The following is an 18,471-nucleotide window of genomic DNA, read 5'->3' as shown; positions in this document are numbered from 1 at the left end:
GCCCTCAGTGCGTGTCCAGGGGGAGGTTCAGCCGCGTGGCCGTCAGGGCCTTGCCGGTGGAAGGGTCGGCCTCCACGAGGAGGGCGTTGAGGCGGAGGCCGTTCTTCTCGGGCTCGAACTTGACGGGGAGCTGGGTGAGAAAGCGGCGCACGGAGGGGGCGGGCTGCATGCCGATGACGGAGTCGTGGCCGCCGGTCATCCCGGCGTCGGTGACGGCGGCGGTCCCGCCGGCCTGGATCCTCTCGTCCGCGGTCTGCACGTGGGTGTGGGTTCCGAACACCACCGTGACGCGCCCGTCCAGGTAACGGGCGAGGGCCATCTTCTCCGAGGTCGCCTCGGCGTGGAAGTCCACCACGATAACGGGGGTCTGCTCGCGGAGGCGCTCCAGGGCGGCGTCGGCGGCGCGGAAGGGGCAGTCCAGGGCCGACATGAACACGCGCCCCTCCAGGTTGAGGACCCCCACCCGGACCCCGCCGGTGGTGGGGAAGACCGAAAAGCCCCGGCCGGGGACGCCCGGCGGGTAGTTGAGGGGGCGCAGGACGCGTTCCGACCGCTCCAGGATGGGGGTGGACTCCTTCCGGTCCCAGATGTGGTTGCCCGTGGTCAGGGCGTCGACCCCCAGCTGCAGCAGGTCGTTGAGCACCTCGGCGGTGAGCCCGAACCCCCCCGCGGCGTTCTCGGCGTTGCCCACGACGAAGTCGATCCCGTGCCGGCGCCGCAGCTCCGGAAGGAGTTCGCGGAGCACCCGCCGCCCCGGCCGCCCGATGATGTCGCCGATGCAAAGGATCTTCATGCTGCCTTCTTTCTCCCTCAAACTCCCACCCCTCGGGGTCGCTGTCGGTATCGGTATCGCAATTGGTATCGGTATCGGTATCGGTATCGCAATCGCAATCGCTGTCGCTGTCGCAATCGCCGCCCCCCCCGATTCGGACAGGTTTCCCGGGGCCCGCCCAGTGTATACCAATTCCGCCCGAGAAAAAACCGTTCTCGTGCGCCCGTTGGAAACGGGCGGCACGGCGGTCTTGCCCGGGAGGGCCGGTTCTGGTATGCTCGCCCCTCACGGGAGGTGACCCATGACGGCGACGATCCTCGACGGCGCGAAAACGGCGGACGGCATCCTGGACCAGGTGAAGGCGGAGGTGGAGGCCCTCCGGGGGCGGGCCGGCACGGCGCCCACCCTGGCCACGGTCCTGGTGGGCGACGACCCCGCCTCCCACGTCTACGTCAAGCGCAAGATCGACGCCTGCGGGCGGATCGGCATGGGGTCCCGGCACGTGCCCCTGCCGGCCGACGCCTCGGCCGCTGCAGTCCGGGAGGTGCTGACGGGGCTCAACGACGACCCCGCAGTTCACGGGATCCTGCTGCAGCTGCCCCTGCCGAAGGGGCTCCCGTCGGAGGAACTCCTGGAACTGATCCGCCCCGAAAAGGACGTGGACGGCTTCCACCCCTACAACCTCGGGCGACTCCTGGCCGGACGCCCTGATCTCGTCCCCTGCACCCCCGCCGGCGTCATGGCGCTGCTGGACGCCTACCAGGTCCCCCTGGAGGGAAAGACCGCCGTGGTGGTGGGCCGCAGCGTCATCGTGGGCAAGCCCGTGGCCCAGCTGCTCCTGGCCCGCAACGCCACGGTGGTCAGCACCCACTCGAAGACCGCCGACCTCCCGGGCGTCTGCCGCCAGGCGGACGTCCTGGTGGCCGCCGTGGGCCGGGCCGGGCTGATCACCGCGGACTACGTCAGGGAAGGGGCCGTGGTGGTGGACGTGGGGATCAACAGCGTCGAGGACGAGGCGGAGATCGTGCGGATCGCCGGCGAAAACTCGCCCCAGCACCGCACGCTGCTCAAGAAGGGACGCGCCCTTGCCGGCGACGTGGAGTGGCGCACGGTCGTGGAGCGCGCCGGGGCCGTCTCCCCGGTCCCGGGCGGCGTCGGGCCGCTCACCATCGCGCTGCTCATGCAAAACACCCTCCGGGCCTGCCGTCGCGCCCTCGGGGTGGACTGACATGCGCCGGCTCGCCACCCTCGCCCCCTGGTTCGCCGCCGCCTTCCTGGCGGCCGCCCCGCCCCCTCCCGGCCTGCAGACCGTCAAGGTGGGCAAGGGCCCCAACTTCGTGCGCCTCGCCCCGGACGGGAAGAGCGCCGTGGTCACGGACTTCGCCTCCGACGAGCTGTCCGTCCTCGCCCTGGACCCCCTGCGCGAGACCGCGCGGGTGAAGATCGGATTCGGACCGCTCGGGCTGGTCTTCTCCCCGGACGGGAAGCTCCTCTACGTCTCCAACATGAATGCCGGGCTGGTGAAGGTGGTGGAGTACCCCGCCCTCGAGCTGAAGGACACCCTCAAGGTCGGCAACCTGCCCACCGAGATGGCCCTGACGCCGGACGGCTACCGGGTCCTGGTGGCCAACTACGGCCGAGGGAAGTTCGGGCGCCTCGACGCGGTGGACCTGGAGACGCGGCGCATCGCCGCCACCGCGAAGGTGGGCGTCAAGCCCCTGGCGGTGGCGGTCCACCCCTCCGGCGAGACGGCCTGGGTGGCCAACAGCGCGGAGAACACCCTGTCGGTGGTCAACCTCGAGACCTTCAAGGGCACCCAGACCCTGCCCGTCGGCGACGGGCCCGACGGCCTGGCCCTGAACGGGAACGGCCGGAAGCTCTTCATCGCCCACTCCCGGTCCAACGACGTGTGGGTCTACGACGTCCGCCGGAAGCAGGTCCTGGAGAAGCGGCCGCTGCCCGGGGGGCCGTTCCGGGTCGCGCTCTCGCCCGACGAGCGGCTCCTGGCCGTGGCCTGCTACCGGGCCGGGGTGGTGGCGTTCCTCTCCGTCGACGCGGCGCTGACGGGGAGCCTACCGGCGGTGAGCGTCCCCAAGGGCCCCGTGGACGTGGCGTTCACGCCGGACGGCAAACGCCTGCTGGTGGTGTGTGAAAAGGCGGACTGCGTGGTCTCCCTCCCCGTCCCCGCCCTCCCCCCCGCCAGCCCAACAGAATAACAACCACGAACCACACGAACGACACGAACAGGGCCGGCACCCCGGCTCCTGGATATCAATTCAAGTCTCCCGTTATCTGCACTCGTTCGTGTGGTTCGTGTGGTTCGTGTGGTTCGTGGTTTTTTTCCGCGCGCGACCGCTTAGGCAACCTGACCACGTATCGTTGAAAAGGCCTTACGCAAAGGCGCCACGTCGCCAAGCCCCGCAAAGCGAATCTACTGAATTGCAAGGAGATCCTTTGCGAGGCTTTGCGTCTCTGTGTCTTTGTGTGAGGCGGAATCGGCTCTTTGTTCCGTCCGTGTATTTCGTGTATTTCGTGGTGGAAATCACTCCCGGGGGATGATGATGACGGGTTTCTCCTCGGGCTTGGGCTCGCACAGGGCGTAGACCCGCTCGAAGAAGCTCTCGTCCACCAGGCGGAAATACGTGTAGTCCCTGAGCGAGATCTCCGCCATGAGCTTGTGGGTCGTCCGCCAGACGATGCTCCTGCTCCGGGTGTCGTCGCAGAAGTACTGCATCTGCGACGCCGACGCCCCCACGGCGCTGGTGACGACGGGACGCCAGGCGTCGAAGCGGTTGCCCGGGCAGCGGACCTCCATCCATACCACGTGGCGCGAGACGGGCTCCAGTTTGACTTTCAGCGTGAGGGAGCCCAGTTGGCCCTGGTACAGGCCGAACTCACGACCGCGGAAATTGTCCGTGCCGGCGGATTGCAGGTAGCGGACGGTCCCGTCCAGCGGGGTCCCCAGCTTGACGTCCCGCAGGAAGCGGCGGAAGTCGGAGTCGGGCATGCCGGCCCGGCAGACCCCCCCGAGAAGAAGTCCCGCCAGCAGGGCCATGATGGCCCGGACGGCCCGGCCATGCCCGTTGCGCCTCGTCGAGAAGGCAGGGGCCCGTCCCCGTTTTTTCGCGGTCATCACTTGCCTCCCTTCACGGGGTAGCCCACGGTCTGGGTCAGGACCACCTTCTGGTCGGGACCCAGTTTCAGGGCCGCCCCCAGGGCCTCCTTGTCGAACCATCCCCGCACCACGGTGGCCAGGCCCTCGGCGGCGCAGTAGAAGTAGACGTTCTGCGAGACGAAGGCGGCGTCCATGGCGGCGTAGGTTTCGGCCCGCGCCCGGTCGACGGGCCCCCGGGGGGATTTCACCCGGCTCAGGTCCGCCACGAAGACCAGGTTCACGGGCGCGTCCTTGACGAAGGGCTGCCCGCCCGTGCGCTCCCGCAAGTCCTCCGCCACCACCAGCACCAGGTCGCCGGCCTTGTGGTCATAGCGGTACACGCCCTTGGCCAGGGCGACATAAACGTCGATCTCCTGGCAGTTCATGGCGGTGGGGTTGGTGCGCTTCCCGGTGTCGGGGCGGTTGACGCCGGTGGCCGCCCAGAGCAGTTCGGCCAGGACGCCGTCCGGCAGGGGCTCGGGGCTGAACTCCCGCTGGCTCCGGCGCATCTCCAGGATCTTCAGTACGGGCTTGGACGCCACCTGGGGCCGGGGCAGTTTCCACACGGTTTCCGAACCCACGGCGGGCTTCGTTTCCTGGGCCAGGCCCGATCCCCCCCACAAGCTCACGAAGACCGCAACGGTCATCCGGACGAGAACACCTTGCCATCCCACGCTGCACCTCCGAAAAGAAGATCGGGGGCGATTCTACTCCGAAAATCCCTGCGGATCAACCCTTCCGCCCCTTCCCTCCCGCGCCTCTCCGGAGCGAGGATGACCCTGGGATTTCGACACCGGCCGGCGGGCGGGCGTCGGAGATCCCGCCGCGAAGGCCGCCGAAGCGCCGGTGGGGGTGGCCTGGGGAGTGCGGCGCGAAGGTCTGACGGAGCGCCGCTTTTTGACAAACCCCAGGAGCAAGGCGCGCAGGCCGCCGGAGCGCCGTCGGAAGGGGGCCGCCTCACCATCGCGGGGGACGTCAGGTCGCCGGACGGACGCACCGCTCCCGGAGCGCGGGGTCTTCGCCTGCCGGCACTCTCCCCGCGCCGCTCCGGAAGCCTGCGCGACGCGGTCAAAGCGGCGGCGAAACGATTCCCGGGCCTCCGCCTCGCCCGACAGGATCTCCACGACCAGGTAGAACCGTTCCAGGAGGCGGCCGTCCACGCCCGGCCGTTTTCGCTCTCCCGGCCGGCGCTCGTCGCCACCGCGCAGGCGATCTCCAGGATCCGGGCCTGTTCACCGACCCCGCTAACCAAGAATTCATTTGTTTCACATCGGCGCCTCAATCTCCGGCGCGATACTCCGCCCTTACTTTTGCGCAGGAGGTACCGATGAGACATCTGAAGTTGTTGTTGATCCTGGTGCTGGGCCTCGCCGCCGCGCCCCTGGCGGCCCAGGAGACCGGCGCGGCCCCGGGCATGGAGGAGCGCATCCGGCAGCTGGAGGCCCAGATCAAGGCCCAGCAGGAGGCCCTCGAGGCCCTCAAGCAGGAGATGGAAGCCGGCCGGGAGGAGATGGTCACCAAGACGGAGCTGGCCGAGAAGGACACCGAGAACAAGAAGATGGCCATGGACGTGGTGGACAAGGCCCTCTCCAAGGAAATGAAGAAGACCAACCTGGCCGGGGTCAAGTTCGGCGGGGACGTCCGGCTCCGCTACGAGGGGACGAGTTTTGACGACACCACCATCGACCGAAACCGCTTCCGCTTTCGGCTTCGCGTGAACGTCCAGAAGACCATCGGCTACGGTTTGACCGGCTACTTCCAGTTCGCCTCGGGCAACACGACCCTCTCGAGCGGCGCGGACCTGGGCGGGGAAGCCACGTCCACCAACCAGACCATGGGGGCGAGCTGGGAACGCAAGGGCGCCTGGATCGACCAGGCGTACCTTACCTGGACCCCGGACCTCCCCGGCCACTTCTTCACCTTCGGGGGCGGCAAGTTCAAGAACGTCTTCGTCCAGACCGCGGGCACCCCGCTGGTCTACGACACCGACGTCAACCCCGAGGGTTTCTACCAGACTTTCACGAAGACCTTCGGCGGCGTGACGCCCTTCTTCACCATGGGCCAGCTCTTCATCAAGGAAAACGCCGCCGGGCCGGACGCCTACATGCTCGCGTACCAGGGCGGGGTCACCGTCCCCGTCGGGCCGGCGACGGCGACGGTGTCGTCGAACTACTACCACTACATCCGTTACGCCACCAACTTCAAGTACGCCAACGGCAACACGGTGATCCGCCCCGCCGGCTTCAACAACGACGTTCTGGCCGCCGGCAAGTTCGACTCCCTCGGCGTCATGGCGAAGGTCAACGCCAAGCCCCGCGGCATCCCCGTCGAGGCCAACTTCGAATATTACAAGAACCTCAACGACATGAACCACACCGGTGTGAACGCCGACCAGGACACCGCCTGGCAGGTGGGCGTCCTGGTGGGTCAGAACAAGAAGGCCAGGGACTGGTCCGTCTACTACACCTACCGCCGGATCGAGGCGGACGCCCTCGTGGGCGCCTTCACCGACAGCGACTTCGGCCACAACAACCGGAAGGGTTCCGCCGTCATCGCCAAGTACAGCATCTTCGAGAACCTGACCCTCGGGGCCCAGCTCTTCTTCACGGACCCCGTCACCGGGACGGCGCCCGGCTTCCGGCGGCTGCTCCTGGACCTGGAGTTCAAATTCTGATAGGGAACGGCGAAACGCCGTTCCCTATTCACGCAATCTTCACGCGGGATTTAACCCTTCCTCATTTTCGGTTCATAAGATGCAACTGGGGGCTCGCACCGCGCGCCCCCTGTCCTCTCGAGAACCCGGCCGCCCCCGAGCGCGGGCGGCGGGACGCAACGACGGCAAGGAGGATCCATGTGCCACAAGCTTAGCCTTCTGACTCTGTTCACGGCCCTTTTCCTGGCGGCCGGGGGCGCCTTCGCCCCCGCCCAGCAGCAGGAGCTGATCGGCGCCGGGGCCACCTTCCCGGAACCCCTGTACGCAAAGATGTTCGACGTCTACCTCAACCAGAGCGGCGTCCGGATCAACTACCAGGGCATCGGCTCCGGCGGCGGCATCCAGCAGCTGCTGCAGAAGACCGTGGACTTCGCCGGGTCCGACGCCTACGTCAAGGACGCCCAGATGGCCTCCTTCGGCGGGTCGGTGCTCCACGTCCCCACCTGCCTCGGCGCGGTGGTGGTCACCTACAACCTCCCCGGCAGCCCCTTTCTGAACCTGACCCCGGACGTGATCGCCGACATCTTCCTGGGCCGGATCACGACGTGGAACGACGGCCGGATCGCGGCCCTCAACCCGTCCATCAAGCTTCCCGCCGCCACCATCTCGGTGGTTCACCGCTCCGACGGCAGCGGCACCAGCTTCGTCTTCACCGACTACCTCTCCAAGGTCAGCCCGGAGTGGAAACTGCGCGTCGGGTCCGGGACCGCCGTCAAGTGGCCCTGCGGCATCGGCGGCAAGGGCAACCCCGGCGTGGCCCAGCTGGTGAAGCAGACCGCCGGCGGGGTCGGTTACGTCGAGCTGGCCTACGCCGAGAAGAACAAGATGCCCTATGCCCTTATCCGGAACCGGGGCGGCGTGTTCGTCAAGCCCTCCATCGCCTCGGTGACCGCCGCGGCCGTCACCGAGATCCCCGCCGACACCCGGGCGACCATCACCGACACCCTGGCGAAGGACGGCTATCCCATCTCGGCCTTTACCTGGATCCTGGTCTACCCCGAGCAGAACTACGGCGGCCGCCCCATGGCCAAGGTGAAGGCCATGGTGAAGCTCCTGTGGTGGATGACCCACGAGGGGCAGATGTACTGCAAGGACCTCCTCTACGCCCCGCTGCCGAAGGCGGTGGTGGCCAAGGCGGAAGCCATCATCCGGTCCATCCGGTTCGACGGCAAGCCCCTGATGAAGTGAGACCGTCGTCCCGGTTCGCCGGCGGGGCCTTCCCCCCGGCGCTCCGGGCGGTCGGCGTGACGCGGCGAACCGCGTCGGGGAATGACCATGCGGCTTCGTGACCGAGTGTCGATGCGAATCAAGGAAACCCTTTTTCAGGGCGGCCTGGGCCTGTCGGTGACCCTGCTCGTCCTCATCCTCGTCGCCATGTGCGTCACCCTCTACCTCGGGGCCTCACCGGCGCTGAAGTACTTCGGGTGGAGTTTCGTGGCGGGGACCGAGTGGAACCCCTCCCCGCCCTCCGACATCTACGCCGACTTCCCGTTTTCCGGTTACCCCCCCTTCGTCGCCACGTGGCTCACCGCCAAGGCGGCCAAGGGGGTCTTCGGGGTCGCCCCCTTCCTCGTCGGGACGCTGCTGACGTCCTTCCTGGCCCTCGCCCTCTCCCTCCCGTTCTCGCTGGCCCTGGCGGTGTTCCTGGGCGAGTACCGGCGCACCGGGAAAATCGCCGACGTCACGAAGAGCTTCGTGGACCTCATCGCCGCCATCCCGTCGGTCATCTACGGTCTCTGGGGCCTCATGGTCCTGGTGCCCCTCGTGCAGACGGTCGGCAAGTCCATCGACCCCACCGTCCAGTTCGGGACGAACGTCCTGGCCGCCTCGCTGGTCCTGGCGGTGATGATCATCCCCAACACGGCGTCCATCGCCCGGGAAGTGATCGAGATGGTCCCCTCGGACTTGAAGGAGGCCGCCTACTCCCTGGGCGCGACCCGCTACGAGGTCATCCGTCACGTCGTCATCCCCCACGCGCGGTCCGGCATCTTCGCCGGGATCCTGCTCTCCCTGGGGCGGGCCCTGGGGGAGACCATGGCGGTCACCATGGTGATCGGGAACCTCTGTGAGATCCCCAAAGGCCTCTTCTCCCCCGCCAACACCATGGCCAGCGTCATCGCCAACGAACTGGCGGAGTCCACGTCCCGCATGCACACCGCGGCCCTGGTGGGCGTCGGGCTGGTGCTTTTCGTCGTGACGGCCCTCATCAACACCGTCGGCACGGTCATCATCAAGAAATCGAGCGTGAGGGTGTGACATGAGAGACCGCAAACTCCGCTTACGGCAGGCAAAGAACCGGACCTTCCAGGTCGTGGTCCACTTCCTCTCCTTCCTGGCCCTGGCCCCGCTGCTCCTGATCCTGTGGCACATCGTGTCCCGCGGGGTCCGCTACATCGACTGGGGCTTCCTCACCCGCATCCCCACGCCGCCCAACGAATGGGGCGACGGCATCGCCAACGCCCTGGTCGGGTCCCTGGTCATGGTCTCCATGGCCGCGGCCGTGGCGGTCCCCCTCGGGGTCTCGGCGGGGGTGTGCCTGGCGCAGGCCCGCCCGTCGCGCTTCGTCGACCTGGCCCGGCTGGCGGTGGACGTGCTCCAGGGGATGCCCTCGGTGGTCATCGGGATCCTCCTCAACCTCTGGGTGGTCCAGGCCATGGGTCGCTTCTCCGCCCTCGCCGGGGGCCTGGCCCTGGGCGTGATGATGCTCCCGCTGGTGGTGCGGGGCACCGAGGAGGTCCTCAAGCTGGTCCCGTCCCACCTGCTGGAGGCGTCCTACGCCCTGGGGGTCCCCCGGTACCGGACGGTCCTGAAGGTGTTGATCCCCTGCGGGCTCCCCGGGATCCTGTCCGCGGTGCTCATGGGCGTGTCCCGGGTGGCGGGCGAGACCGCCCCGCTGCTGTTCACGGCCTTCGGGAACCCCCTGATGGAAACGGACCCCCTCAAGCCCATGGACGCCCTTCCGAAGCTTATCTACAAAAGCGCCTGCAGCCCCTGGCCCGACGACCAGGCGGTGGCGTGGGGCGCCTCGGTGGTGCTCATTTTCGTCGTGCTGTCCACGAACATCCTCTCCCGGCTGGTGATCAAGAAATGGAGTATCCGATTCTGAGAACCGAGGCGATCAACGCCTGGTACGGGGACAACCAGGTCCTCCGGGACGTGACCCTTCACGTCTACGAGAAGCGCCTGACGGCCATCATGGGCCCGTCCGGGTGCGGAAAGAGCACCCTGATCCGCTGCCTCAACCGCATGCACGAGCTGACGCCCCACGCCCGGGTCGAAAACAGGGTCTACCTGCGGGAGCAGGAGCTGTACACCCTGGAGCCGAACCGGGTGCGCCGGATGATCGGGATGGTCTTCCAGCGCCCGAACCCTTTCCCCACCCTGAGCATTTACGACAACGTGCTGGCGGGGTACCGGCTGAACGGGCTCCGGCTCAAGCGCTCCGACGCGGACGTGCTGGTGGAGGAGTCCCTGCGCAACGCGGCCCTGTGGGACGAGGTGAAAACCCAGCTCCACCGGAAGGGGACCTTCCTCTCGGGCGGCCAGCAGCAGCGCCTGTGCATCGCCCGGGCCCTGGCCATGAAGCCCGAGGTCCTCCTCCTGGACGAGCCCACCTCGGCCCTGGACCCGAAGGCCACGGCCTCCATCGAGGCCCTGATGGAGGGTCTGAAGAAGACCGTCACCATCTGCCTGGTCACCCACAACATCGCCCAGGCCAGCCGGGTCTCGGATTACACGGCCTTCATGTACCTGGGCGACCTGGTGGAGTTCGGGAGCACCGAGACCCTCTTCACCGTGCCCAAGGACAAGCGCACGGAGGAATATCTCATGGGGAAGTTCGGCTAGGGGCCCCGCGCGGGGCGCCGGGACGGACGGACCGGATCGGAGGACAGCCAATGTTGGGAGAACGCATCTTGCACCTGAAGGAACGGGTCATCCGGATGGCGACCCTCGCGGAAGCCATGATCGAGCACTCCGTCCGGGGGCTGAAGGAGCGGCAGACGGACATCCTGCGACAGGTGATCGATGTCGAGGAGCCCCAGCTCAACGCCCTCGAGATGGAGGTGGAGGAACTCTGCACCCGGATCATCGCCCTGTACGAGCCCAAGGCCCGGGACCTGCGGCAGATCCTTGCCGCCGTCCGGATGTCCATCGACCTGGAGCGGATCGGCGACCACGCCGTGAACATCGCCCAGAGTTCGCTCTTCCTCGTGGAGCGCCCCGAGGTGAAGCCCCTCGAGGACACCCCCCGCATGGCCGACCTGAGCATCGCCATGATGCGGGACAGCGTGGACGCCTTCATCCGGGGGGACGCGGAGCTCGCCCGGGACGTCCTCGGCCGGGACGACGCGGTGGACGCCCTCTGCGCGAAGATCGTCCGGGACCTCCTCCCCCTCATGGCCACGGACGCCGCGGTCATCGAGCGGGCCATGAAGCTGGTCCGCGTGGTGCAGAACCTGGAGCGCATCGCCGACCTCTCCACCAACATCTGCGAACAGGTGATCTACCTGGAGGAAGGGCACAACGTGAAACACCACCATGTCGACGACGGCCCGGCGACGGAGGGCCCGGGCGGGAGGGTGTCGTGAAACCGCGCATCGCCATCGTGGAGGACGACCCCGACCTCCTCCGCCTCATCAAGGAGACCCTCATGAAGGCCGGGTACTCCGTCATGGCCTTCTCCGACGGGAAGTCCTTCCACACCGCCCTCGAGAAGCTGCTGCCGGACCTGGTGGTGCTTGACCTCATGCTGCCGGACGCGGACGGCCTGGACATCTGCCGGAAGATCCGGGGCAACGCGGAGACCGCCGACATCGCCATCCTGATCCTCACCGCCCGGGGGGGCGAGGCCGACCGGGTCCTCGGTCTGGAACTGGGGGCCGACGACTATGTCACGAAACCCTTCTCCCTCCGGGAACTGACGGCCCGGGTCAAGGCGATCCTGCGGCGGAGCATCCAGAAGGACCCCCACGAAAGCCTCATCTGCATCGGCGACGTGATCCGGGTGAACCCCGAGACCTACGAGGTCTTCGTCCACGAGGCCAAGGTCGAGCTGACCTCCACCGAGTTCCGGATCCTGTGCATCCTCGGGGAGCGCAAGGGGCGGGTCTACACCCGGGAGACCCTCCTGGACCGCCTGTGGGGCAAGGACAAGATCGTCATGGACCGGACCGTGGACGTCCACGTCAAGAACCTTCGCGAGAAACTCGGGGAGGCCGGGGCCTTCATCCGCTGCATCCGCGGGGTGGGGTACAAGATCGAAGAATGAGACGCATCCCTTTTTTCATCAAGATCTGGTCGGCTTTCACGGGCGTGCTGGCCCTCTTCGGCGCCCTGGTCGCCGTCACCACCGTCCGCTCCGCCCGGGAGTTCAACCGGCAGGAAGTGGCGGGCCAGCTCCTCCTGGCCGCCCTGGCGCTGGGGGACGACCTGGATCTCACCCTGGCCCATGAGGGGGAGGAACAGTTGAACCGCCGGGTGGTGAACCTGGGTGGCCGGCTGGGTCTGCGGATCACCGTCGTCGCCCCGGACGTGGCCGGCCGGGTGATCGCCGACTCCGCCCACGACCCGCGGCTCATGGAAGGCCACGCCCAGCGCATGGAGATTTCCCGGGCCCTGGAGACCGGTTACGGGCAGTCCGCCCGCTACAGCGAGACCACCCAGGTGGACCGCCTCTACGTGGCCATCCCCTGGCCGAACCGGGAGAACGCCCGCTTCGTCCTGCGGACCAGCCGGGAGCTGGCCGGCATGGACGCCCTGGCCGCCCCCTTCCTGGGGTCCTTCCTGGCCGCCTGCGGGGCCGCCCTGCTCCTCGCCCTCGGGATCTCCTTCCTGATCACCTGCCGCATGACCCGGCCCATGGGGGACCTCGCCCAGGCGGCGCGCCGCCTCTCCGCCGGGGATTTCACCGCCCGGGTCCACCAGCGGCAGGCCGGGGAGTTCCACGAGCTGGCCGGGGCCTTCAACGCCATGGCCGAGAAGGTCCAGCGCCTGTTCGGGGAACTCGGGCGGCGGGACGAGGAGTGGAGCGTCGTCCTGTCGGCCATCCGCGAGGCCCTCGTCGTGATCGACCGCGACTTCACCGTCGTGCGGGCCAACAAGGCCTTCTGCGCCCTGGCGGGAACGGCCGACGTCGCCGGGAAACCTTACTGGTCGGTGATCCGGGCGCCCCGCTTCGGCGGGCTGCTGGAAGCCGCCGGCACGTCGGCGGCCCCGGTGACCGAGGTGCTCGCCCTGCACGACCGGGAGTTCCTGTGCAGCCTCTCGCCCCTCTCCGACGGGAACCGGACCGCCGTGCTCCTGTTCGACATCACCGAATTCCGGCGGCTCGAGGCCGTCAAGCGCGACCTGGTGGTGAACTTCTCCCACGAGTTCAAGACACCGCTGGCGTCCATCCAGGGCTACGCGGAGATGATGGCGTCGGAGGACCCCCCCAACCGGGAGCACGCCGCCATCATTCGCCGGAATGCGGAGCGGCTCGCCCGGATCACCGACGACCTGCTCCTGCTGGCGGACCTGGAGCGCCGCGACCGTTCCCTGAACCTCGAGCCCGTGGAACTGGGCGAGCTGCTGTCGCATGTGGAGGAGCAGTTCCGCCCCCTGCTGGCCGGGAAGGGGCTCACCCTGACCCGGGACCTCGCCGAGGGCTTCCCTCCGCTCCAGGCCGATCCGTTCCTCCTGGAGCAGGTGTTCACCAACCTGGTTTCCAACGCGGTCCGGCACACCGCGCAGGGCGGGATCACCGTCCGGGCCCGCCGGGTGGCGCGCCGGGCCGTGATCGAGGTCTCCGACACCGGGGAGGGGATCCCGGAGGCGCACCTGGACCGCATCTTCGAGCGTTTCTACGTGGTGGACAAGTCCCGCTCGCGACGCCGGGACGGCACCGGCCTGGGCTTGTCCATCGTCCGGAACATCGTGTTGCGGCACGGCGGGGAGATCAGCGTCGCCAGCCGGCTGGGCGAGGGGACCACCTTCACCGTCTGCCTGCCGCTGCCGGAAACGGGGGACCAAACCGATGGGCGCGAATGAAGTGCAAATGGCGAAAAAGAGGGCCCGGGGCGGATTCCTGACCCTGCTCCTGCTGGGTGTGGGCCTCTCCGCCGCCGCCGGGATCCTTCTCATCGACTACAGTACGCGCCGCCTGCCGGGCGGCGCACCTGACCCGAACGACCCCGTGCGCCTTCCGGCAGAAAGCGCCCAAAGTACGCGCCGCCTGCCGGGCGGCGCACCCGACCCGAACGACCCCGGACACATTCCGGCAGAAAGCGCCCAAAGTACGCGCCGCCTGCCGGGCGGCGCACCCGACCCGAGCGACCCCGCGCGCCTTCCAGCAGAAAGCGCCCAAAGTACGCACCGCCTGCCGGGCGGCGCGATGGACCAGGCTGACCCCGCGCGCCTTCCGGCAGAAGGCGCGTACGGGGACCTGGTGAACGCGCTCGACCGGTCCGTGTTCGTCCTGGAAAGGTTCAACCGGGACCTGGCCGCCGCCCGGGACCCCAAGGCCATGTCCGACGCCATGGACCGGCTGGCCGCGGACTGGGCTGCCGTCCGCGACGCGATGACGGCGGCCGCCGCCCGGCACCCGGAGCTGTCGAAGCTGCCGGAGCCCCCCGAGGCGCTCCGCCCCGTCATGGAACGCGTCGATCACGCGGGGAAGGGCTTCCTCGCCGCCCAGATCCGCCTGGCAGACTACATCCGGGACCACCCGGAGGCCGTGGACGTCATCATGGCCGCCTTCGAGCGCCTCACCGCCGTCAAGGAGAACGCCGCCCCCCCGCCCGCCCACTGAGCGCCGCTTTTTGACATACCCCAGGAGCAAGGCGCGCAGGCCGCCGGAGCGCCGTCGGAAGGGGGCCGCATCGCAAGCGCGGGGACAGCAAGGTCGCCGGACGGGCGCACCGCTCCCGGAGCGCCGGGCCTCCTCCTCCCGGCACGATTCCCGCGCCGCTCCGGAAGCCTGCGCGGCGCGGTCAAAGCGGCGCTCCGTCAGACCTGCGCGCCGCACTCCCCAGGGCGTAGTCTAGCCGGCGCTCTTCAGACCTGCGCGCCGCACTCCCCAGGGCGTAGTCTAGCCGGCGCTCCGTCAGACCTGCGCGCCGTACGGGATTGGCCCCCCTCACAACGACGTTCCGGCCCTTGCACAAATCGGCGTCCGAACGCCGCAGGCGTGTAATACTTGTGGTGAGGGCGGCGGGACGGCCGTCCAGTCGACCAGAAACCTCGTTTCGCAACAAATGTGTTGCGAATCTGTTTCTAAAGAGCCCGGCGGGCCATCACCGTTCGCCCCGCGGTCGACCGGCCCCGCCCCCGTAGGGGGCGAACATTTGTAGTAATAGAGGTTATTGATTATTTCCCCCCGCGCGCCGCCGGGGATAAACCGTGCCGCGGGCAACATCCCGGCCGGCGGCGCGCGGGGGAGGAGAATCTTTGTAACTGCCTTTTCTACAAACATTTCACCCCTGACGGGGTGAAGACGCAGAGGGGACGATCCCCCAGGGCGAGGACGCGGCGGGCACAATCCCGGCGGCGTGGGGACCCGGCGGCCACGATCCCCGCGGCATGTGGACGCGGCGTACACGATCCCCCCGGGTCGAGGGCGCGAAACGCCACGATCCACAACGGCCAAAAGGACGGCGAGCGCCAGCAGAATCAGGACCACCACCTGCGATCAAGGGCCAGGACACCCATTCCCCCCGCGTGCCGCCGGGCCCCCACCCCGTCAGGGATTCAATCTGAATGGACCGATAGGGAGTACGTCGCGCAGGCCGCCGGAGCGCCGGTGGGGGTGACCTGGGGAGTGCGGCGCGAAGGTCTGACGGAGCGCCGCTTTTTGACTAACCCCAGGAACAAGGCGCGCAAGCCGCCGGAGCGCCGTCGGAAGCGGCGGGGTACAGTGCCAGGTTCTGTCTAACCCCAATAAAATCATGGGGAGATAGCTGCCAGAAGTGCAAGTAATGAATAATCAAGAGGACATAACGATTGGTCCGCGCCGGGCAGCGGTAGGGCGACTTGGCGGCGAGGAAGGAACGACTTCCGAAGCGAGGCATTGCATCGGTCACCCGGATGCGGTATCCTTCGACCCCGGATTCCGGAAGGAGACGTCCCCCATGGACCCGACCGCCGCCCTGACCCTCGCGCTCTCCCCGCACGGGGGGCTTTTCCTGGCCCCGGCGGAAGCGGAGGAGCAGGCCCTTCCGACCGCTTTGGCCGAGAGGCTCGGCGCCCTTCCACCCGGGGACGGGGGCGGCCTCCTGCTTCACCTCGGCGTGGCGGAGACGGCATCCGAACTGCCGGCCCTCCCCCGGTTCTGGCGCGACCTCGGGCGCTCCTTCGCCCTGCGGCTCCGGGCGGTGCCGGACCTGGAGTCCCTCCGGGAACGCGTCGAGGTCGCCCCGCCCCGGGAGGAGTGGGAGGACCTCGCCGCCGCGGCCCCGCCCATGCCGGGGGGGGAATACCTGGCCCCGCCCGTGCTCGCCGCGCTCTGGGGCGGGATGCAGGAGGCCTTCCGCCGCGCGGTGGCCGCCTACCCCGGGACCGTGGCCGACTGGTTCCACGCGTCCAACCCCTTGTGGCGGATGGTGGGGCGGATCTGTTTCCACCTGGCGGAAAACCGGAACCGCCCGGACCGCCCCTTCGCCTTCCTGGCCACCTACACGTCCCGCCTGTCGGAGGGGGCCCGGCTTCAGCACCTGCCCCTGGAGCGGGCGCTCCGGGAGTACGCCGACGACCGGGAGGCCCTGCGGGGGCTGCTGACCCCCATCCACGAGGCGGCCCGGAACAGCGTGTTCCTGCGCGCCCTGGCCGACTCCGGGGAGATCTTCCACCCCCTCTCCTGGACGGTGGACGAGGCGTACCGCTTCCTCCAGGACGTCCCCTGCTTCGAGGAGGGAGGGGTCGTGGTGCGCCTGCCCGACTGGTGGAACCCCCGCCGCCCGCCGCGCCCCCAGGTGCGCCTGACCCTGGGGGATCGGCCGCCCGTCTCGGTGGGACTGGGTGCGCTGCTGGACTTCCGGGTGGAGCTGACCCTGGACGGCGAACCCCTCTCGGAGGAAGAGTGGCGAGGGATCCTGGCCGCGGCCGACCGGCTGGTGAGAATCCGGGGGAAGTGGGTGGAGGTGGACCGGGAAAAGCTGTCGGAGGTGCTGGAGCACTGGGAGCGGGTGGGGAAAAGGGCCGGCGAGGACGGCCTCTCCTTCATCGAGGGGATGCGCCTGCTGGCCGGCGCCGGCCTGGAGGGCGGCGAGACCCTGCCCCCCGAGGAGCGCTCCGCCTGGTCGGTGGTGGCGGCGGGGCGCTGGGTCGCCGGGCTCCTGGACGGGGGGTCCGCGGCGGCGGGGCTGTCCGCCGACCCCGGGGACGCTCTCAAGGCCGAACTCCGCCCCTACCAGCGGAAGGGCGTGCAGTGGCTCCGCCTGCTCCACCGCCTTCGGCTTGGCGCCTGCCTGGCCGACGACATGGGCCTGGGCAAGACCATGCAGGTCCTGGCCCTCCTCCTGCTGCTCCAGGCGGAGGCCCCCGGCCACGTGACCCTCCTGGTCGCGCCCGCCTCCCTGCTGGCCAACTGGCGCTCGGAGGCGGAGCGCTTCGCCCCCGGGCTGCGGCTGCTCACCGCCCACGCCTCGGCGACGCCCCCCGAGGACCTGGCCGCCTTTTCCCCGGAGGCCGTCCGGGGGTACGACCTGGTGATCACCTCGTACGCCTCCCTTTTCCGGCTTCCCTGGGTCGCGGAGACGGAGTGGTCCCTGGTGGTGCTGGACGAGGCCCAGGCCGTCAAGAACCCCGGCGCCCGCCAGACCCGGTCCGCCAAGGCCCTGCGCGCGGGCGCCCGCCTGGCCCTGACCGGGACCCCGGTGGAAAACCGTCTCACCGACCTCTGGTCCCTCTTCGACTTCCTCAACCCGGGGCTGCTGGGCTCGTCCCGGGAGTTCGGCCGCTTCGCCAAGGCCCTGGGGGAGGGCGGCCCCGACGGTTTCGCTCCCCTGCGGCGGCTGACCCGCCCTTACATCCTGCGGCGGATGAAGACGGACCGCTCGGTGATCGCCGACCTTCCCGACAAGACGGAGGTGGTCTCCTGGTGCGCCCTCTCCCCGCGGCAGGCGGCCCTCTACCAGCAGGCGGTGGAGGAGCTGGAGCGCCTGCTCCAAACCCTGGACGGCATCCGGCGGCGCGGCGTCATCCTGTCCTTCCTGATGCGATTCAAGCAGATCTGCAACCACCCCGCCCACTGGCTGGGGAGCGGGGAGTTTCCCCCCGACGAGAGCGGGAAGTTCGACCGGCTGGGGGAGATCGCGGAAACCGTGGCCTCCCGGCGGGAGAAGGCCCTGGTCTTCACCCAGTTCCGGGAGATGACGGACCCCCTCGAGCGGTTCCTGGCGGGGGTTTTCGGCCGTCCCGGCCTGGTGTTGCACGGGGGGACCCCCGTCCGCCGGCGGAAAGAGCTGGTGGACACCTTCCAGCGCGACGACGGGCCGCCGTTTTTCGTCCTCTCGATGAAGGCCGGCGGGACGGGCCTGAACCTGACGGAGGCCGGCCACGTGATCCACTTCGACCGCTGGTGGAACCCGGCGGTGGAGAACCAGGCCACCGACCGCGCGTTCCGGATCGGTCAGCACCGGAACGTCCTGGTCCACAAGTTCGTCTGCCGGGGGACGGTGGAGGAGAAGATCCACGAACTCATCGAGGGCAAGAAGGCGATTTCCCGCGACGTGGTGGACGGGGGCGGCGAGGCGGTGCTCACCGAACTGGACAACCGCGAACTGCTGCGGGTGGTGGCGCTGGACCTCCGGTCGGCCCTGGGCGACGCCTGAGGGTTGCTCGTCGCCGCCCGGGCTC

The 18,471-nt window shown here is 68.9% G+C and carries 15 protein-coding genes; 12 read left to right on the top strand and 3 right to left on the bottom strand.

Annotation, left to right across the window (positions count from 1 at the left end):
- Positions 1-4: 4 nt before the first annotated feature.
- Positions 5-793 carry a TIGR00282 family metallophosphoesterase gene (locus tag KA419_10970; GenBank protein ID MBP7866462.1) on the bottom strand — a complete coding sequence of 263 codons (789 nt, stop codon included), beginning with the start codon at positions 791-793 and terminating at the stop codon, positions 5-7.
- 280 nt (positions 794-1,073) lie between these two features.
- On the opposite strand from KA419_10970, the gene KA419_10965 reads away from it, so the two are divergent.
- Complete coding sequence (locus tag KA419_10965; protein MBP7866461.1) at positions 1,074-2,000, top strand: bifunctional 5,10-methylenetetrahydrofolate dehydrogenase/5,10-methenyltetrahydrofolate cyclohydrolase; 927 nt, start codon at positions 1,074-1,076, stop codon at positions 1,998-2,000.
- Position 2,001: 1 nt separating this feature from the next.
- Positions 2,002-2,988, top strand: coding sequence for a YncE family protein (locus tag KA419_10960; protein MBP7866460.1), 987 nt, complete (start codon positions 2,002-2,004; stop codon positions 2,986-2,988).
- A 326-nt stretch (positions 2,989-3,314) separates the two neighbouring features.
- Here KA419_10960 and KA419_10955 read toward each other — a convergent pair whose 3' ends face one another.
- Together KA419_10955 and KA419_10950 are read right to left on the bottom strand one after the other, a co-directional pair.
- Positions 3,315-3,905, bottom strand: coding sequence for a hypothetical protein (locus KA419_10955; GenBank protein MBP7866459.1), 591 nt, complete (start codon positions 3,903-3,905; stop codon positions 3,315-3,317).
- Positions 3,905-4,573 (bottom strand): SagB/ThcOx family dehydrogenase, encoded by a 669-nt coding sequence (locus KA419_10950; GenBank protein MBP7866458.1) that lies wholly within the window; start codon positions 4,571-4,573, stop codon positions 3,905-3,907. The genes KA419_10955 and KA419_10950 overlap by 1 nt, the downstream gene beginning before the upstream one ends.
- A 680-nt stretch (positions 4,574-5,253) precedes the next feature.
- Between KA419_10950 and KA419_10945 the strand changes: the two genes are divergently transcribed.
- The 10 genes from KA419_10945 (at position 5,254) to KA419_10900 (ending at position 18,446) form a co-directional block, all read left to right on the top strand.
- On the top strand, positions 5,254-6,600 hold the full coding sequence (locus KA419_10945; protein ID MBP7866457.1) for a putative porin: 1,347 nt from the start codon (positions 5,254-5,256) through the stop codon (positions 6,598-6,600).
- Between the two features lie 177 nt (positions 6,601-6,777).
- Entirely contained in the window at positions 6,778-7,827 is a 1,050-nt protein-coding gene (gene pstS / locus KA419_10940) for a phosphate ABC transporter substrate-binding protein PstS (protein MBP7866456.1), read from the top strand.
- Between the two features lie 111 nt (positions 7,828-7,938).
- Positions 7,939-8,895 carry a phosphate ABC transporter permease subunit PstC gene (gene pstC, locus KA419_10935; GenBank protein ID MBP7866455.1) on the top strand — a complete coding sequence of 319 codons (957 nt, stop codon included), beginning with the start codon at positions 7,939-7,941 and terminating at the stop codon, positions 8,893-8,895.
- 1 nt (position 8,896) lies between these two features.
- Positions 8,897-9,745 carry a phosphate ABC transporter permease PstA gene (gene pstA / locus KA419_10930; GenBank protein MBP7866454.1) on the top strand — a complete coding sequence of 283 codons (849 nt, stop codon included), beginning with the start codon at positions 8,897-8,899 and terminating at the stop codon, positions 9,743-9,745.
- Complete coding sequence (gene pstB, locus KA419_10925) at positions 9,727-10,485, top strand: phosphate ABC transporter ATP-binding protein (GenBank protein MBP7866453.1); 759 nt, start codon at positions 9,727-9,729, stop codon at positions 10,483-10,485. The genes pstA and pstB overlap by 19 nt, the downstream gene beginning before the upstream one ends.
- A gap of 68 nt (positions 10,486-10,553) precedes the next feature.
- On the top strand, positions 10,554-11,228 hold the full coding sequence (gene phoU / locus KA419_10920; protein MBP7866452.1) for a phosphate signaling complex protein PhoU: 675 nt from the start codon (positions 10,554-10,556) through the stop codon (positions 11,226-11,228).
- On the top strand, positions 11,225-11,908 hold the full coding sequence (locus KA419_10915; protein MBP7866451.1) for a response regulator transcription factor: 684 nt from the start codon (positions 11,225-11,227) through the stop codon (positions 11,906-11,908). The genes phoU and KA419_10915 overlap by 4 nt, the downstream gene beginning before the upstream one ends.
- A complete protein-coding gene (locus KA419_10910; protein MBP7866450.1) occupies positions 11,905-13,668 on the top strand; it encodes a HAMP domain-containing protein in 1,764 nt (587 codons plus the stop codon). The genes KA419_10915 and KA419_10910 overlap by 4 nt, the downstream gene beginning before the upstream one ends.
- Positions 13,669-13,675: 7 nt before the next feature.
- Complete coding sequence (locus KA419_10905; protein ID MBP7866449.1) at positions 13,676-14,428, top strand: hypothetical protein; 753 nt, start codon at positions 13,676-13,678, stop codon at positions 14,426-14,428.
- Between the two features lie 1,318 nt (positions 14,429-15,746).
- Positions 15,747-18,446: a DEAD/DEAH box helicase gene (locus KA419_10900; protein MBP7866448.1), complete on the top strand. Its 2,700-nt coding sequence runs from the start codon at positions 15,747-15,749 to the stop codon at positions 18,444-18,446.
- Positions 18,447-18,471 lie beyond the last annotated feature (25 nt).

This window comes from Acidobacteriota bacterium (assembly GCA_018001935.1).
GTDB lineage: Bacteria > Acidobacteriota > JAAYUB01 > JAAYUB01 > JAAYUB01 > JAGNHB01.
The sequence above is the reverse complement of the archived record's forward strand: the minus strand, read 5'-3'. Positions and strand labels throughout refer to the sequence as shown.

Excerpts from the sequence above, each read along its gene's own strand:
- KA419_10970 (MBP7866462.1), bottom strand. The coding sequence starts at position 793 with ATGAAGATCCTTTGCATCGGCGACATCATCGGGCGGCCGGGGCGGCGG.
- KA419_10965 (MBP7866461.1), top strand. The coding sequence starts at position 1,074 with ATGACGGCGACGATCCTCGACGGCGCGAAAACGGCGGACGGCATCCTG.
- KA419_10960 (MBP7866460.1), top strand. The coding sequence starts at position 2,002 with ATGCGCCGGCTCGCCACCCTCGCCCCCTGGTTCGCCGCCGCCTTCCTG.
- KA419_10955 (MBP7866459.1), bottom strand. The coding sequence starts at position 3,905 with ATGACCGCGAAAAAACGGGGACGGGCCCCTGCCTTCTCGACGAGGCGC.
- KA419_10950 (MBP7866458.1), bottom strand. The coding sequence starts at position 4,573 with ATGACCGTTGCGGTCTTCGTGAGCTTGTGGGGGGGATCGGGCCTGGCC.
- KA419_10945 (MBP7866457.1), top strand. The coding sequence starts at position 5,254 with ATGAGACATCTGAAGTTGTTGTTGATCCTGGTGCTGGGCCTCGCCGCC.
- pstS (MBP7866456.1), top strand. The coding sequence starts at position 6,778 with ATGTGCCACAAGCTTAGCCTTCTGACTCTGTTCACGGCCCTTTTCCTG.
- pstC (MBP7866455.1), top strand. The coding sequence starts at position 7,939 with ATGCGAATCAAGGAAACCCTTTTTCAGGGCGGCCTGGGCCTGTCGGTG.
- pstA (MBP7866454.1), top strand. The coding sequence starts at position 8,897 with ATGAGAGACCGCAAACTCCGCTTACGGCAGGCAAAGAACCGGACCTTC.
- pstB (MBP7866453.1), top strand. The coding sequence starts at position 9,727 with ATGGAGTATCCGATTCTGAGAACCGAGGCGATCAACGCCTGGTACGGG.
- KA419_10910 (MBP7866450.1), top strand. The coding sequence starts at position 11,905 with ATGAGACGCATCCCTTTTTTCATCAAGATCTGGTCGGCTTTCACGGGC.
- KA419_10905 (MBP7866449.1), top strand. The coding sequence starts at position 13,676 with ATGGCGAAAAAGAGGGCCCGGGGCGGATTCCTGACCCTGCTCCTGCTG.
- KA419_10900 (MBP7866448.1), top strand. The coding sequence starts at position 15,747 with ATGGACCCGACCGCCGCCCTGACCCTCGCGCTCTCCCCGCACGGGGGG.